The organism is Nonomuraea sp. ZG12, assembly GCF_052068115.1.
Taxonomy (GTDB): domain Bacteria; phylum Actinomycetota; class Actinomycetes; order Streptosporangiales; family Streptosporangiaceae; genus Nonomuraea.
The window spans coordinates 1-13,758 of record NZ_JBQHCW010000055.1; the positions used below are offsets into that span (position 1 = coordinate 1).

A 13,758-nucleotide genomic window follows, 5' to 3' on the forward strand; every position below is an offset into this window, starting at 1 on the left:
CCGCCACTGGAGCAGAGCAACGTCGCGCAGTTCCAGGCCGACGAACGGCTCAAGCCGCTCGTCGGCGCTGGACCACGCCGGCGTCAGCTCGAACCACTCCCAGCCACTGATCGCGGCCGTCGTGTCGATGGTGTTCCAGCTGATCGACAGCTCATCGAACTTCCCGTGGCAGATCTCCGCCTGGACGCCGTCGAAGTCCAAGACGACTGGGCAGTCGGCGAACCAGTCCCCGTCCTCGACAAAACGCACGAGCGCGAACCCTGTGAGACGTCGGCCACCAAGCGCGGCCAGACCTGGCCCGTGTTCCTCGCGGACGGCCTCAAGTCCGACGAGAAAGGTCGGCTCGAAGCCAGAGATCCCCATCACGATAGGCGATTGTCCAGGTTCCTCACGGAACCGGCCAGCCGATATCTACCGCCAAGCCACATAGCCCTGCTTGACAGATCAGATTCCGCTGCGCTGCTGGATCGGACGGTTAGGGGACGAAAGCGCCGGGGGTCAGCGCTCGGGCTTGGGGGGCCGCTGCATCAGCGCCGCCGCAGCCTCCTCAAGGCCGATCTTCTCGTGCAACAGGGCGGAGACCACGTCCGTGATCGGCATCTCGACGTCATGCTTGCGGCCCAGCTGCAGCACCGACTCGCAGGACTTCACACCCTCGGTGGTCTGCTTGGTGGCCGCCACGACCTCGTCCAGGGGCGTGCCACGGCCCAGGTTCTCCCCGAAGGTGCGGTTGCGCGACAGCGGTGAGGTGCAGGTAGCGATCAGGTCGCCCATCCCGGCCAGCCCGGCGAAGGTGTGCGGGTCGGCGCCGAGTGCCGCGCCTAGGCGGGAGATCTCGGCCAGGCCTCTGGTGATGAGCGTCGCCGCGACGTTGTCGCCCATGCCCATGCCCGCCGAGATGCCGACGGCCAGCGCGATCACGTTTTTCACCGCGCCGCTGAGCTCGACGCCGACGACGTCGCGATTGGTGTAGGGACGAAACGACGGGGTGTGGCACGCCTGCTGGACGCGGCGGGCGGCGTTCTCGTCAGTGCAGGCGATAGCGGCGGCGGCGGGTTGGCCGTCCATGATCTCGCGGGCGAGGTTCGGGCCCGACAGCACCACGATCCGGTCGGCACTGATGCCGGTCACCTCGGCGATGACTTCGCTCGCCCGCTTGCCGCTGCCCAGTTCGATGCCCTTCATCAGGCTGACCAGGACGGCGTCGGGCGGGATGAGCGGCGCCCACGCGGCGAGGTTGGCGCGCAGGGTTTGTGCGGGGATGGACAGGACCAGGAAGTCCACTCCCGCCAGCGCGGCGGCCGGGTCGGTCGTCGCGGTGATGGCGGTGGGCAGCTCGATGTCCGGGAAGTAGCCGGGGTTGCGGTGCGTCGTGTTGATCGCCTCGGCGATCTCGTCCCGGCGGGCGTGCACGATGGCGGCGGTGCCGGCGTCGGCCAGGATCTTGGCGAGGGCGGTGCCCCACGACCCTGCCGAGAAGACCGCAGCGCGGGCGCGGTGCTGGCTCACTGCGGGGTCCTCTCGTCGGGGTGCCGGCTACGCGCATGGATAGCCGAGTGCGGTCCTCGGCCCGGCCTCTAGCATTGCGCATGTGACCACCTACGACGATCATGACACGTTCGAGTACCTGGACTTCTCGGCCCTGCCGCAGCGCCAGCAACGGATCCTGGTCACGATCCGGGACTGGGTGGTCAGACACGGGTACCCCCCGAGCACACGCGAGATCGGCCACGCGGTCGGGCTGCGGTCGTCCTCATCGGTCTCGAAGCACCTGAGGAGCCTGGAGGACAAGGGATTCCTGCGCCGGGGCACGACGATGACCCGGCCGATCGACGTGCGTCGGTTCCTGCGAGCCTCGCCGCCTGAACCGGCCGACGACCTGGTGACCGTGCCCGTGGTCGGAGACATCGCCGCAGGCAGTCCCATCCCGGCCGACGAGTATGTGGACGACACGCTGACACTCCCCCGCGGCCTCACCGGTCGCGGCAACGTGTTCGGCCTTCGGGTGCGGGGCGATTCCATGATCGACGCCGCGATCTGTGACGGCGACATCGTCGTCGTACGGCAGCAGCCCGAGGCGCACTCCGGTCAGATCGTCGCCGCGATGATCGACGGTGAGGCCACCGTCAAGGTGTACCGCCGACGCAACGGGCACGTCCATCTCGAACCGCGCAATCCCCTCTATGACGTCATCGACGGCGACAGCGCCGTGGTGCTGGGCATCGTGGTCTCGGTACTTCGCAGCGTCTGAGCACCCGCCTCCGCAGGGCGGCCGCCGGCAGCGCTTCGTCTGCCGGCGTGCAGGGACGTGCGGTCCAATGACGCGAACCGCACTCGGGGACGCCCGCGTGCCCTGGGAGGATTCCCGCATGTTGAAAGAGAAGCTCCACGTGCTCTCGCAGATGATGGCCGAGCACATGGCCATGCCGTTCCCACCCGGCTGCCGCGGCCTCGACATCGAGGACCAGGACATGGTGATGCTCGACGCGGGCGTCTACGGCATCGCCGCAGACGTCCTTGCAGGCCCGCTCAGCGAACAGCTTCGCTCTGGCCTGACGCGGCTGACGTCGGTGTTCGAAAAGGTCCTCCCGATGATCGACGACGAGTATGCGACCAAGTACTACACCCATGTGCGCGAGATGGCCGTGTTGGCCACCGAAATCGAGAGCCTGCGCCAGAAGGGGTCCCGGTAGCAATCGCGGAAAATCCAACGAATATGGGCTTGACCTGCACGGATCGAGCCTGGCCTGCCGTTCACGTGATCGTTTTTCCAAGGAGTCTCCACAGGTCAACAGCAACATCGTTGGATTCGCGGCCATTACTACCGGGACCCCTACAGGCGCTCAGCTTCGCCCGCCACTCCGGCAACCGCGCCTACGCCGCGCACGTCCTGTCCAACCTCGCCACCCAGGCCAGTCAGCGCAGTCAAGACCAGGCCACAGCACGGGGCGACGATGGTGACGTAGTCGCGGGTGCTAGTCGTCTGCGGCCGCGCGCTCGCGTTCGGCGTTGATGCGCAGCGCCTCGGCGAGCTGGTCTTCCAAGATGATGATCCGGCAGGCGGATTCCACCGGGGTGCCCTGGTCGACCAGTTCCCGTGCTCGGGCCGCCAGGCGCAGCTGGTAGCGGGAGTAGCGGCGGTGCCCGCCGCCGGAGCGTTTCGGCTCGATCAGTCCGGCGACGCCCAGAGCCCGCAGGAACGTCGGGGTGACGCCGAGCATCTCGGCGGCCGCACCCATGCTGTAGGCGGGGAAGTCCTCATCGTCGAACCGGTCTTCGGCCGTGGATGCGGCCGTATCAGTAATCCTGCCGCGAGTGATCGTGTCACCCTCGGCAGCCGAGCGACGTTGATCCATACATTCCTTTCCGTAACGCGCACAGGGGCCCCGACGCCTGTCGCGCCGGGGCCCCGAAGAGTTCAACACCATCTACCGGCCATCAGGCCGGCGTACTGTTCTCCGCATCCGCCGTGCTGAACGGCGGTGATGCGCGGATCGCGGATTCGTGACCGTAGACCACCTTCCCATCTGTGGAACTGCGGTACCCGAGCGGCGAACTTCAGCCGGCAACGGGCGATCCCGATGGCGTTCAACACTCCCTTCATCTCTATCTTCCGGACCTACTGCCCTACTTCACCTGCAGGCAGCGCGTCCACGATCTGGGCCCCTAACCGTTGCGCTGGCCCGTCACGTCCGACCTTCTGCCATCAACCAACTGCGATTACCTGTTCGGCAGCGCGTCCACGATCTGGGCCCCTAACCGTTGCGCTGGCCCGTCACGTCCGACCTTCTGCCATCAACGTGCACTCTCATCTAGCTCCGGGCAGTTCATCGTGGTGCCCATACTTCCGCTGCCCGGTCGATCCGTCCTTGCGATGTCAGAAACACTAGCCCCAGCGGACCCAAATGTCTACTGTGGCCAATGGAGATTTCCGGTGTCGGGCGTGGCAGCCTTCCGGCGGCGTCATGGAGAGCTGCTTCGCCCTGGCATCGGCGACCCGCGTGCCAGGCTGGAATGTGTGCATCAGCCGATTCCGTGATGATCGCGCCGATACGGTGACCGTCGTGGGCACTGCGAGCACCGTTCACCAGATCAAGGTCACGCTGCGCGAGGTTCACCCGCCGGTGTGGCGGCGCGTCCATCTGCCGTCGACGGCGACCCTGGACCAGTTGCACGAGGTGATCCAGGTCGCGATGGGCTGGGAGCAGCATCATCTGCACCTGTTCGGCAAGGGTGATGCCGAGTACGGCGACAAGGGGTCCGGGGACCCTACTGATGAGTAGTAACGCTAAGGGCTGAGCTGCAGGTCAGCGGCGGTCGCGGCGTCGGCGGGCGGCGCGGATCTCGGTGTCGGCGACGGCATCGGCATCGGCATCGGCGAGGAGGGTGTACAGCTGGGTGGTCTCGGTGGATGCGTGGCCGAGCCGTCGGCGGACGACCTCGATGGAGACGCCCGCGTTGATGAGTTCGGTGGCGTGCGCGTGCCGGAGCTGGTGGATCTCGATGTCGACCCCGGCCGCTTCGCAGTAGCTCTCCCAGCGGTGGTGGGCGGCGTCGTAGGACAGCGGCCCGCTGGTCCCGTTGATGCTGGCGCGGAACGCGGGTCCGAACCGGTAGCCGGCGCGGCCCAGGTAGAGCTTGAGGAGGGCGACGTAGCCGCGGTCGTCGAGCAGGACGGTGCGGACGGTGCCGCCCTTGCCGTGGATGCGGACGTGTTCGTCGTCCTGGCGCAGGTCGAAGTCGTCCAGGTCCAGGACGCAGGCTTCGGCGGCGCGGGTTCCGCACACGTAGATCGTCTCGAACAGGACCCGGTCGCGGAGCCGGTCCAGCGGGAGGTCTTTGCGCGGGCGCCTGCTGCAGATCGAGTTGAGGACGCGGGTGACGTCGGCGGCTGCGGCAGGCCGGGGCAGGTTCTTGGGCACCTTGATGGTGTCGATCTTGTCCATGGGGTTGGCGTCGAGGAGGTCGTGGCGGATGGCCCACTTGCACCAGGAGGCGACGGCGGCGCGCTTGCGTTTGCGGGTCGCGGCCGACAGGGCGCCGATCGCGGTGAGGAACTCCCGGATGGGCGGTGCGGTCAGCTCGGCGATCTCGCCGTCGCAGTGCGCGGTGAACTGGAGGAGGTCGCCGCGGTAGGCGCGCAGGGTGTGCGGGGAGGCGCCCGCGTTCTTCTGGTCGGTGAGGAAGTCGTCCAGGTGTCGGGCGAGCGGGTGCTCTTTGCCGAGCTGTTCGACGATCACCGGATCCATGCCGCCGGCCCCCATTCGCCGAGTTGCCAGATAACTGGGAATCGAACGGCCTGCCCCTGACGGGCCGCTCCCAGCTCACGATAGTCATGTGATCTTGTTCTTGCCAGATAACGAAGGTTATCCCGTAACCAGATCAGAGTTGGCCCAGATAGACCCGCAATCGCAGACGTTCATGAGGAGCGGTTGGTTGAAGCCATCTTGTTGCAGAGGTAAGGGCGGGCCAGTGCGAGGGCGAGGATGGTCAGCAGGGAGCCGAAGTAGACGGGGGCCAAGTGCCAGAAGTCGGTGTAGCCGGCGTGGGCGTGGATGATGATCGGGGGGAGGAAGCCGATCAGGGCGGCGAGGGCCAGGGTCCACCAGATCCAGGCCTCGCCGCGGCGCCAGCCCCAGGCGCTCAGGCCGGTGATCGCCGCCGCCGCGGCCATCAAGGCTCCGCCGAAACCCGCCCGGTCGTGGGCGATGAACGGCACCAGGTGCACGTTGGCGGCCTGCAGCTCTTCGGACGTGGTCTGCAGGAAGACCAGGTCGCTGGGGACGAACACGTGCGTGAGGCCGACGACGGAGACGACCGCGCCGCCAATGAACAGCCCGACGCCCGTGATGATCATCAGTAGCTGGCCGAGGTGCGCCCGGAGCCGCTGGGGCTCCGGGCCGTCGGGCTGGAGCGTCCATCGCGGCCGGTCGGGGCTGCGGCGGGTCGCGAGCACGAACATCGGGAACAGGACGACGGCGACCGCGGTGTGCAGGGGCTCCAGGAAACCGAAATCCAGGAAGTAGAAGAGGGTGGGGAACCCGATGTAGCCGGACACCAGATAGGCGTTTCGGGCCCAGGGCCAGCCGCGCCGGATCCCACCGACGGCCAGGCCCACGTAGAGCACCCCGATCGCGACCATGGTGGCGGCTATGGTGATCCGGTCGTGCTGCAGAAAATGCACCAGGTGGTGGTTGATGTGGTGCAGCCCGTCCAGATCGGTGCCGAGGAAGTCACGGTCGTACCAGAGCAGCACGGGACCGAGGGTGATCAGCGCCGCTCCGAGCCCCCCGCCGATCATCCCGGCTCCGACGCAGAACCCCCACCACCAGGCGGGCCACCGCCGGGGATCCCACCCCACCGCCCGCAACCCCGTCGCCGGATACGTCGGCGTCGCCGCCTCCGTCACCCTTTGGAACCACCCGGGCCCTTCCGTCACCAGGACTGCCGGAGTTGCCAGTACGGTCCCGCCGTCCTGCAGCCGGGCCAGGGCTGCGGCGGTCCCCGGAGCGCTCACCGAAACCAGCCGCGCGTCCTCGAGGAGGACGCCGTCGATGTGCGGGGCGAGTGCCGCGGCGGTCTCGGGGTCGGTGGACCGAACGAAGACGGGACACCGGCGGCCCGCGGTCGCCTCGCGGACCAGAGGGAGGTCGGCGGGAGTGACCGGAGCGATCACGATGAAGCCGGCGCCCTGGGTAGGGAGGGCGCGGATCGCGTCGCGTGCCACCGCCGGCGGCACGATCGCGCCCAGGCGGGAGGCCACCGGAACGCCGACGACCGTTCCGGCCAGGTCGGGCGGGGCGGGGCGGTGGCCGAACGCCAGGGAGACGGCCCGGCGGCCGCCGGGAAGGGAGATCAGGGTGGCCAGGGCGTGCAGGGCCGCGCGCCGCGACCGGCGGACGCCCAGGACGGCGGCCGTGATGCCGCGCAGCGGGTGGTAAGTCCAGTCGGGCATCAGGGCCGCCAGTCCAGGATCGGTGCCATCGACCGCAGGGTCACGGCGCTGGGAGTGAGCCGGGCGACCAGGTCGCGGGCGAGGGCGGCCGGCGGCCAGGCCAGCTGGCCGATGGCGCCGAGGCGGGCGGAGCGGCGCGCGACCATCTGGGTGCGGGCCCGGCGCAGCCCGTCGTAGCGGTCGAGGCCGCCGGGCTCGTCAAGGCAGGCCGCCAGGACGACGGCGTCCTCGAGTGCCTGGCAGGCGCCCTGGCCGAGGTTGGGGGTCATCGCGTGTGCGGCGTCCCCGAGCAGCGCCACCCGTCCGCTCATATAGGAGGCCAGCGGAGGCAGGTCGTAGATGTCATGACGGAGGACGTCGGATGCGGGGACAGCGGCCAGCAGCGCCGGAATGGGATCGGCCCAGCCTCCGAAGCGCCGCGTGAGCTCGGCGTGTTCTCCGCCGGCGGCACCCCCGCCGGCCGGCACGGTCGCGGTGGCGAAGCAGTAAGCCCGCCCGCCCGGCATCGCGGTGAACCCGAACCGCTCACCGCGCCCCCAGAAGGCGGCCCCTTCGCCCAGGCCTCGTGGTAGCGGCCCGCTGACCATGCGCCAGGCGGTGTACCCGGCATACCGGGGTCCTGCGGCCGCAGGCCACCCGAGCCGCCGCACGGTGCTGTGCAACCCGTCGGCCCCCACCACCAGATCGACCCGCCGAGTCCCGCCCTGGTGCGAGACCACGACCCGGTCACCGTCCTCCCGCACGCCCGTCACCTCGGTCGAGCCCCGGAGCACCTCGGCGGGCAGCGATTCGACCAGCACTCGCACCAGTTCGGCCCGGTGCAGGACGACCATGGGCAGCCCGAATCGCCGCTCGATCTCGGCCCCGTCGGTCCGGGACAGCCATCGCCCCGCCCGGTCCCGCACGCCCCCGGCCGCCTCGACGGCCCCGAGCCGCCGTACGGTCTCTCCCAGTCCCAGCTCACCGAGAGCCCGCAGCGCATTGGGCCACAGCGAGATCCCGGCCCCGATCTCGGCGAACTCCGCGGCCCGCTCCCAGACCTCGACGTCCCACCCCCGCCGCCCCAACGCGGCGGCGGCCGTCAGTCCGCCGATCCCCCCGCCCACGATCACGGCGCTCCGGCCCATTGACATCACGCTCCCCCGGTCTTAGCCACCCTATGACTCACCCTCCGCGGCCCATCGGGCACCCGCCGGGAATGATCACGTGAAGGCCATCCGCTTCAGCACGCTCACACGCATCTGCCACGTCCTGGCCTGCCAACCCGGAGATCTACTCACGGTCGACTCGCCCAGCAGCCCAGGACCATGACCACTGCTGCAGGGGCTCTGGAGGAGTCTTTCGTGGTGTAGAGGGTCAGACTTGGCGCAGGCCATCCGGTGGGGACATTCGAATCAACGTGGGGCGTCACGCATGATCCATCCATGCTTGGTGGCGATCTTGGTGAGGGCGGCGCGCAGCTGGTCAATGCGCTGCCCCGCGTCCGGGCCGGCGATGCCGATCGTGACCGTGGAGTCGGTGGCGTGGAAGGTGGTGTCGCGCTGTTCGGCGGCGGTGCGGGCGGCGGCGTGGATCCTGCCGCGCAACCGCATCACCTTGGCCGCATCGGCTTCGCGGTCGAGGCCGTCGATGGTCAGATAGGCAAGGAACGGGCCGGGCGCGTCCAGGGCGTCCTTCTGCCCGGCCTCCAGCCGGGCCTGCAGCCGGGCGCGTTCAGTGCTGCTCAGCGGCCGGCGCCGCAGCAGGTCGGGCCAGCCGTCCGGCCGGGTCGGCACGGTATAGCCCAGCCCGGCTTCGGCGCTGTCGTCCAGGTTGTCAGGAGCGTCGTTCACCGGCGGCTACTCCTCGAACTCCTCGACCGCGTTCGGGTCGCGTAGGTCGCGGAGGTGTCCTTGCAGTTCAGGGCGTTGGAACGGGTAGGAGCCGTGGAAGTTGATGTGCTCAAACATCAGAGGCAGGAGCCGGGCCCGGATCTCTGGCCCGACGCCGAGCCCACCGGCCTCCAGCCGGGCGACGGCGGCGTCGACATACCGGGAGTTCCACCAGGTGATCGCGTTCAAGCCAAGGCCGAGCGCGCCGAGCTGATTCTCCATACCGCGTTCATAACCGCGGGTCAGGCGGCCGAGGTTGCCGAAGAACACGTTGCGGGCGAGGTTGTGTCGGGACTCGCCGATGTTCAGCTGGGTGCCGATCATCCGGCGGTAGGCCTCCACATGGATCACCTGCAGCAGGTGCAGGGTCTTGAAGATGCGGCCGTAGGCGGCGAAGGCGTTGCCCAGGCCGGTGAGGCGGCCACCGGCGGTCATCATCTTGATCAGGTCGTAGGCGCGGACCTTGCTGGTCGCCAACGAGCCGGCGACGCGCATCATGTCGTCCCACTCGGCGATGATCGCGGGGATGGACACTCGGCGCAGCGGCAGGGTGTTGAACGCGCCCCACCCGTTCGAGCCGCGGTGGTCGCGGGTGAGCTCGCCCTTCAGCTGCGCCAGGTCGAGCCACCACAGCTGGGTGTCGGTGATGTCGGCGTGGCGGGGCGCGAACTGGTAGCCGCACGCGGCGAACATGCCGTACACGATGTCGCTGTAACTGCCCTGGTCCGTCGTGATGATGTCGGGGTGCTCGGTGGCGTCCAGGCGGTGGATGGCGTCCAGGATGTACAGCGAGTCCCGCAGCGTCCCGGGTATGACCAGGCCGCCCAGGCCCATCACCTTGTCGGAGACCGTATTCAGCCATGTTGTCCCGCGTGGTCGTTTCCCGACTCCGAAGTAGAGGGGCGAGGGACGGGAGTGCAGGGACCGGACCGGGACCACGAACCGCAGCCCGTCGGTGGAGGCGACCAGGCCGCCGCCCCAGTCCGCGGTGATGCCGATCTGCGCCTGCGCGGCGACCAGGACCGCCGAGGCCTTCCCGATGCCCTCGCCGTGGAGGTAGCCCTTCTCCACCCCGAGCAGGCGGCTCATGCCCAACGCCAGGGTGCCCGGCTTGGCCACCGGGATCAGCCCGATGTTGCAGGAGCGGCCGACCAGCAGCGCCGCCAAGGACAGGTCGAGGTCATCGCGGCGGGCCGCCGACCCCGAAATGTGCGGCATGACGTCAAGGAACCCGGTGCAGGCATTGACCTCCAGGATCAGGTCCGGGTAGTCGATCCGCGGCAGCATCCCCTTCACCGCCTCATGCACGGCCTGGTAGCCCTCCGGGAACGGGGCGGCCTCCAGCCTCGCCAAGGACAGCTTGCCGTCCGCGATCCGGGCTGCGTCGTTCATGGCCAGACCGGCGCCGACCTGTTTGAACGCGCCATCCAGGATCTCGGCGAGCTCGACCAGGTGCTCGCGCGGGTCGGCCGGCAGACCGAGCGCGGTCAGCACCTCCTCCCGCTCCCGCACCCACACCCGCGGCTCGATCAGCTGGACTCGCGGGTCGCCCCACTTGTTCGCCCCGACCGCGTACACGTCCCTGCGCCGCAGCGCGTCGTGCAGCTGCTCCAGGACCGCGAACACGAACGCCGGGCGGTCGATCAGCGGCGCCTCCAGCTTCGGGTTGTGAAACACCAGCCGCCGCCACGACCCCGTCACCAGGGCTTCGAACCCGCGGATGTGGTCCAGGCCAGGCTTTCGGGCGGCCAGCAGCTTGGGCAGGCCGCGCAACGCCGCCAAAACGTCGGTGCCCGCCTCGGTGCAGCCCCACGGGATCACCGAGGCCAGCATCTCGATGAACTGCCTCACCGTGGCGTACCGGTCGACCAGAGCGGCCCGCCACTCCGCGTCGTTGTCGTCGCCCTCGCCCGGCGGCGGCAGGAGCTCCCGCACCGACTCCACCGCAGCCGCCAGGTCCTCACGGGAGACGACCTGCTCGACCGCCACCATCATCTCCGGGATCGAGGCGGCCTCGCCCGCGGGGCCGGCCAGCACCATCGCCCAAGCGGCCGCCATCTGGGAGGCCGCGGTCTTCAGCTTCGGGAACGCCTTCAGCTTCTCGGCGTTGCCCTTGCGAGTCGCCCCCGACAACAGCTTCGTCGACATCAGCAGGTCGAACAGCAGCAGCGCGTCGTCCACCGAGGAGCGCTCCAGCTCCCGCACGGTCGCGACCAGCGTCGCCACCCGCCGCTCACCCTTCAACTTCTTGATCTTCGGGGCCTTCGCCTGCATCCCGTAGGAGGCCAGCTCGGCCAGCTTCACCGGCGCCACCGCCGACAGGTCGATCGCGCCCGTCCCGAACCCGAGCACATACGACGCGCGGTCCAGCGCCTCGACCTGGCCCGTCCCGGTCAGCTTCACCACCGGGGTCCGCATCCACTCCAACGTGGAGACCCGCTTGCCCCCCGGCACCTCCAGCGTGCCGATCAGCTCCCTGCGCGTGTGCAGCGGCGTCGGCCCCACCACCGCCGCGTTAATCGCCTCAAGGCCATCCAGGTGGATGTCCCGCACCAGCAACGCCAGCGTCGTGATCCCCGGCAGCAGCACCTTGTTCTCGATCAGATGCAGCACCGCACGGTCGAACAGCTCCCGCCGCGAGTCCCGTGTCTTGGCCACCCGCGAGGCCACATATGTCCGGACCTCGTCCTCAGCATCGGCGAAGTCCCGGAACTCCAGCAGATCCCGGATCTCCCGAGCGTGCTCGTACTGCGTCGGCACCCGCTCGCCGTACTCCTTGATGCACGACGGATCGTCGATCCCCAGCTGCTCAGCCGCGTAATCGACCACCACCCGCGGCACGTCGATCGGATCCTCCAGGAACGCCCCCAGCATCCGCACGGTGCCCCACTGGATGGTCCAGCCCAGGCGGTTGTGCTTCCGCCGCTTCTTCCTGGCCTCCTCCAACGCCGGCTCAGACAGGAAGAAGAACTGCTCCAACTCCTCCGGCGTCGGGTCCGTCACGAACGCGCCGTACCGCCGGACCTGCTCCTCAGACAACGACTCAATCGCCACAATCCGTGACGCTATGGACACAGCGATCAGTTACCGATCAGTTCACCCAAACCGAGATCAACCAGCACCGGCCGACACCGGACACCCGCCCTGAGCAGGGATTCCATCCTTAGCGTTACTACTCATCAGTAGGGTCCCCGGACCCCGAGCCCACGAGCACCAGGCCCCGACCTGCCGGGGTGAAACTCGCGCTGGCCGACCGGCTGGCCGCACTGCTGGCCGACCGCTCCAACAGCACCGCATGACCTGGACCTGTCATTAGCCCCGACCGGGCGTCCTCCTCCCGAAGGCGTCCCCAGCCGGCAACTACGTTCCTCGTTCAGGATCGTCCAGTGCTCGACCAGCTCGTCGATGTGCATCGGGGGACGTGTCATGACCGTCCAGCATCAACGACGCATGCATCAAGATCAACGCGGTTTGGGGCTCATGTCGTGATTCTTACCGGCGCCCCTTCTTCGGCGATGCAGATGTTGGCGACCAGGGCGAGGTCTCGGAGACCTGTTCGGCGCGGTCCGCTCGGTGCCCCAGGCGGGTGTGTGCGTCCAGGTGGTCGTGCGTAAAGCGATTCGATAAGGGCTTCGCCTATCGTCCTGCCCATGGTCACGCTGAAGGCAATCGCGCTTCTCCTCGCGCTGGCACCCCTCGCCACTCCCACCTAGAGAGCTCTATCTAACATAAATGAGTTTTGTCGGCGATACGCGCGGGCCGTGGCTTCAGCCCCCAGGAACAGCATTGCCGGGAACGGACATGGCCAGAAGCGGCCGGGATGTCCGCGCAAGGCGAGAAGAACACGGCGATCGCACGTCGACTGCGGATCACCGAGCGGGTCGGTGGCCTGGCCGCAGGGGTGGCGCCCAGGCATTGCACTTCAAAGGACCTCCGTCTCTACCCAAGGTCAGTGCTCGGCAGTTCGCGCGCTTGGATCACTCGGATTGAGGGTGGAAAGCCCGACGGCACCTTGGTCTGAATTCGCCATAAAGCCGTCGGCGTCGATCCTTCTTCTGGTCAAAGGAGTGCCTGCACATGGCTGCGATGGCCAAGCGGCGATTACTTCTTACTCGAGCCCGTCCGATAGTCATGTCTCGCAGAGCGTGATCATAATGCATGTCGGGCACTTAGCCAGAGAGATCGAACCACTGGTCGCGTGGGCGAGCGGTCCGGGACGCGCGGTCCTGTATCATTACCTAGACCCTTATATCGCCAGTGTGGCGAATCGTCGTTCAGTTGACCCGAAACAAGCATCTCAAGAAGGGATCTCGGTCATGACCCAGCTTAATCTGCTCCAACTCGCGTGCTCCCGCACGGAGGACAGCGGTGAAGACGAAGTTTACATCAAGGTAAACGGCTGGCGCGCATGGCCGGACTCGGGCGCATCCCTGATTGGACCACATCAGACGGTTCCCATCACCAGGAGCTTCTCTTTTGACCAGGACCCCATGAGGATCGAATTGGTCGACGAAGATACCAAACCCATTGATCCGGACGATAGCCTCGGAACGCACACAGCCCGAGAATCCCAGAAAGGCTTGGGAGTGATGCAAGCGATTTTCGAAGGCAACGGCTGCCATTACAGACTCACCTATTCGGTCACATAAATGCGACTAATAGCCAAGGCATAATGGCTGCAGTGAGGCGCGCACGCCCGGCCAATCGGGCCGTGCGCTCCGCCTTGCGATTGCATCGGCTCGATCTCCAGGGCGTGGTCGCCGAGCGCGAACTGGCAGCGTGACATGGTCGCGACCAGCTCCCGGGCGCCGGCGACGAGCGCGGCGTACCGTTCCTCGGTGACGTGGCCGATCATGGGATGCCGTTAAGAAACGTGTCACCAGCCGCAAATGAGAGAGAAGACGCAGCTCGGCGGCTTGCATATAGGCGCTT

General features: G+C 68.0%; 14 protein-coding genes. 5 read left to right on the forward strand and 9 right to left on the reverse strand.

Going from position 1 to position 13,758, the window contains the following annotated elements:
- Window positions 1–363, reverse strand: a 363-nt coding sequence (locus ACTMTF_RS48815) for a hypothetical protein (RefSeq protein ID WP_441116939.1), incomplete at its 3' end; no start/stop codon positions are given.
- A 135-nt stretch (window positions 364–498) separates the two neighbouring features.
- Window positions 499–1,509 carry an NAD(P)H-dependent glycerol-3-phosphate dehydrogenase gene (locus ACTMTF_RS48820; RefSeq protein ID WP_441116940.1) on the reverse strand — a complete coding sequence of 337 codons (1,011 nt, stop codon included), beginning with the start codon at window positions 1,507–1,509 and terminating at the stop codon, window positions 499–501.
- 82 nt (window positions 1,510–1,591) lie between these two features.
- Here ACTMTF_RS48820 and lexA point away from each other — a divergent pair, with 82 nt between their 5' ends.
- Both lexA and ACTMTF_RS48830 read left to right on the forward strand, forming a co-directional pair.
- Entirely contained in the window at window positions 1,592–2,251 is a 660-nt protein-coding gene (gene lexA, locus ACTMTF_RS48825) for a transcriptional repressor LexA (RefSeq protein ID WP_441116941.1), read from the forward strand.
- 118 nt (window positions 2,252–2,369) lie between these two features.
- Window positions 2,370–2,693: a hypothetical protein gene (locus ACTMTF_RS48830; RefSeq protein ID WP_441116942.1), complete on the forward strand. Its 324-nt coding sequence runs from the start codon at window positions 2,370–2,372 to the stop codon at window positions 2,691–2,693.
- A gap of 282 nt (window positions 2,694–2,975) precedes the next feature.
- On the opposite strand, the gene ACTMTF_RS48835 is transcribed toward ACTMTF_RS48830, so the two are convergent.
- Entirely contained in the window at window positions 2,976–3,239 is a 264-nt protein-coding gene (locus ACTMTF_RS48835; RefSeq protein WP_441116952.1) for a helix-turn-helix domain-containing protein, read from the reverse strand.
- Window positions 3,240–4,064: 825 nt separating this feature from the next.
- Between ACTMTF_RS48835 and ACTMTF_RS48840 the strand changes: the two genes are divergently transcribed.
- A complete protein-coding gene (locus ACTMTF_RS48840; protein ID WP_441116943.1) occupies window positions 4,065–4,283 on the forward strand; it encodes a plasmid pRiA4b ORF-3 family protein in 219 nt (72 codons plus the stop codon).
- Window positions 4,284–4,307: 24 nt separating this feature from the next.
- Here the strand turns inward: ACTMTF_RS48840 and ACTMTF_RS48845 are convergent, their stop codons facing one another.
- The 3 genes from ACTMTF_RS48845 to ACTMTF_RS48855 all read right to left on the reverse strand — a co-directional run bounded on the left by ACTMTF_RS48845 (window position 4,308) and on the right by ACTMTF_RS48855 (window position 8,088).
- Window positions 4,308–5,249 carry a tyrosine-type recombinase/integrase gene (locus ACTMTF_RS48845; RefSeq protein ID WP_441116944.1) on the reverse strand — a complete coding sequence of 314 codons (942 nt, stop codon included), beginning with the start codon at window positions 5,247–5,249 and terminating at the stop codon, window positions 4,308–4,310.
- Window positions 5,250–5,419: 170 nt separating this feature from the next.
- Window positions 5,420–6,955, reverse strand: coding sequence for a hypothetical protein (locus ACTMTF_RS48850; protein ID WP_441116945.1), 1,536 nt, complete (start codon window positions 6,953–6,955; stop codon window positions 5,420–5,422).
- A complete protein-coding gene (locus tag ACTMTF_RS48855) occupies window positions 6,955–8,088 on the reverse strand; it encodes an FAD-dependent monooxygenase (protein WP_441116946.1) in 1,134 nt (377 codons plus the stop codon). Before ACTMTF_RS48855 ends, ACTMTF_RS48850 begins: the two co-directional genes overlap by 1 nt.
- Before the next feature lie 73 nt (window positions 8,089–8,161).
- Here ACTMTF_RS48855 and ACTMTF_RS48860 point away from each other — a divergent pair, with 73 nt between their 5' ends.
- Window positions 8,162–8,266, forward strand: coding sequence for a helix-turn-helix domain-containing protein (locus ACTMTF_RS48860; protein ID WP_441116947.1), 105 nt, complete (start codon window positions 8,162–8,164; stop codon window positions 8,264–8,266).
- Window positions 8,267–8,349: 83 nt separating this feature from the next.
- Here ACTMTF_RS48860 and ACTMTF_RS48865 read toward each other — a convergent pair whose 3' ends face one another.
- Together ACTMTF_RS48865 and ACTMTF_RS48870 are read right to left on the reverse strand one after the other, a co-directional pair.
- Window positions 8,350–8,787 carry a hypothetical protein gene (locus ACTMTF_RS48865; protein ID WP_441116948.1) on the reverse strand — a complete coding sequence of 146 codons (438 nt, stop codon included), beginning with the start codon at window positions 8,785–8,787 and terminating at the stop codon, window positions 8,350–8,352.
- 6 nt (window positions 8,788–8,793) lie between these two features.
- On the reverse strand, window positions 8,794–11,880 hold the full coding sequence (locus ACTMTF_RS48870) for a Tn3 family transposase (RefSeq protein ID WP_441116949.1): 3,087 nt from the start codon (window positions 11,878–11,880) through the stop codon (window positions 8,794–8,796).
- Window positions 11,881–12,818: 938 nt separating this feature from the next.
- Here ACTMTF_RS48870 and ACTMTF_RS48875 point away from each other — a divergent pair.
- The gene (locus ACTMTF_RS48875; protein ID WP_441116950.1) at window positions 12,819–13,475 is read left to right on the forward strand and encodes a hypothetical protein; all 657 of its coding nucleotides are present in this window, start codon (window positions 12,819–12,821) and stop codon (window positions 13,473–13,475) included.
- On the opposite strand, the gene ACTMTF_RS48880 is transcribed toward ACTMTF_RS48875, so the two are convergent.
- A complete protein-coding gene (locus ACTMTF_RS48880) occupies window positions 13,460–13,681 on the reverse strand; it encodes a hypothetical protein (protein ID WP_441116951.1) in 222 nt (73 codons plus the stop codon). The two genes, ACTMTF_RS48875 and ACTMTF_RS48880, sit on opposite strands and share 16 nt — an antisense overlap.
- Between the last annotated feature and the right edge of the window lie 77 nt (window positions 13,682–13,758).

Excerpts from the sequence above, each read along its gene's own strand:
- ACTMTF_RS48880 (WP_441116951.1), bottom strand. The coding sequence starts at position 13,681 with ATGATCGGCCACGTCACCGAGGAACGGTACGCCGCGCTCGTCGCCGGC.
- ACTMTF_RS48845 (WP_441116944.1), bottom strand. The coding sequence starts at position 5,249 with ATGGATCCGGTGATCGTCGAACAGCTCGGCAAAGAGCACCCGCTCGCC.
- ACTMTF_RS48830 (WP_441116942.1), top strand. The coding sequence starts at position 2,370 with ATGTTGAAAGAGAAGCTCCACGTGCTCTCGCAGATGATGGCCGAGCAC.
- ACTMTF_RS48850 (WP_441116945.1), bottom strand. The coding sequence starts at position 6,955 with ATGCCCGACTGGACTTACCACCCGCTGCGCGGCATCACGGCCGCCGTC.
- ACTMTF_RS48855 (WP_441116946.1), bottom strand. The coding sequence starts at position 8,088 with ATGTCAATGGGCCGGAGCGCCGTGATCGTGGGCGGGGGGATCGGCGGA.
- ACTMTF_RS48835 (WP_441116952.1), bottom strand. The coding sequence starts at position 3,239 with ATGGGTGCGGCCGCCGAGATGCTCGGCGTCACCCCGACGTTCCTGCGG.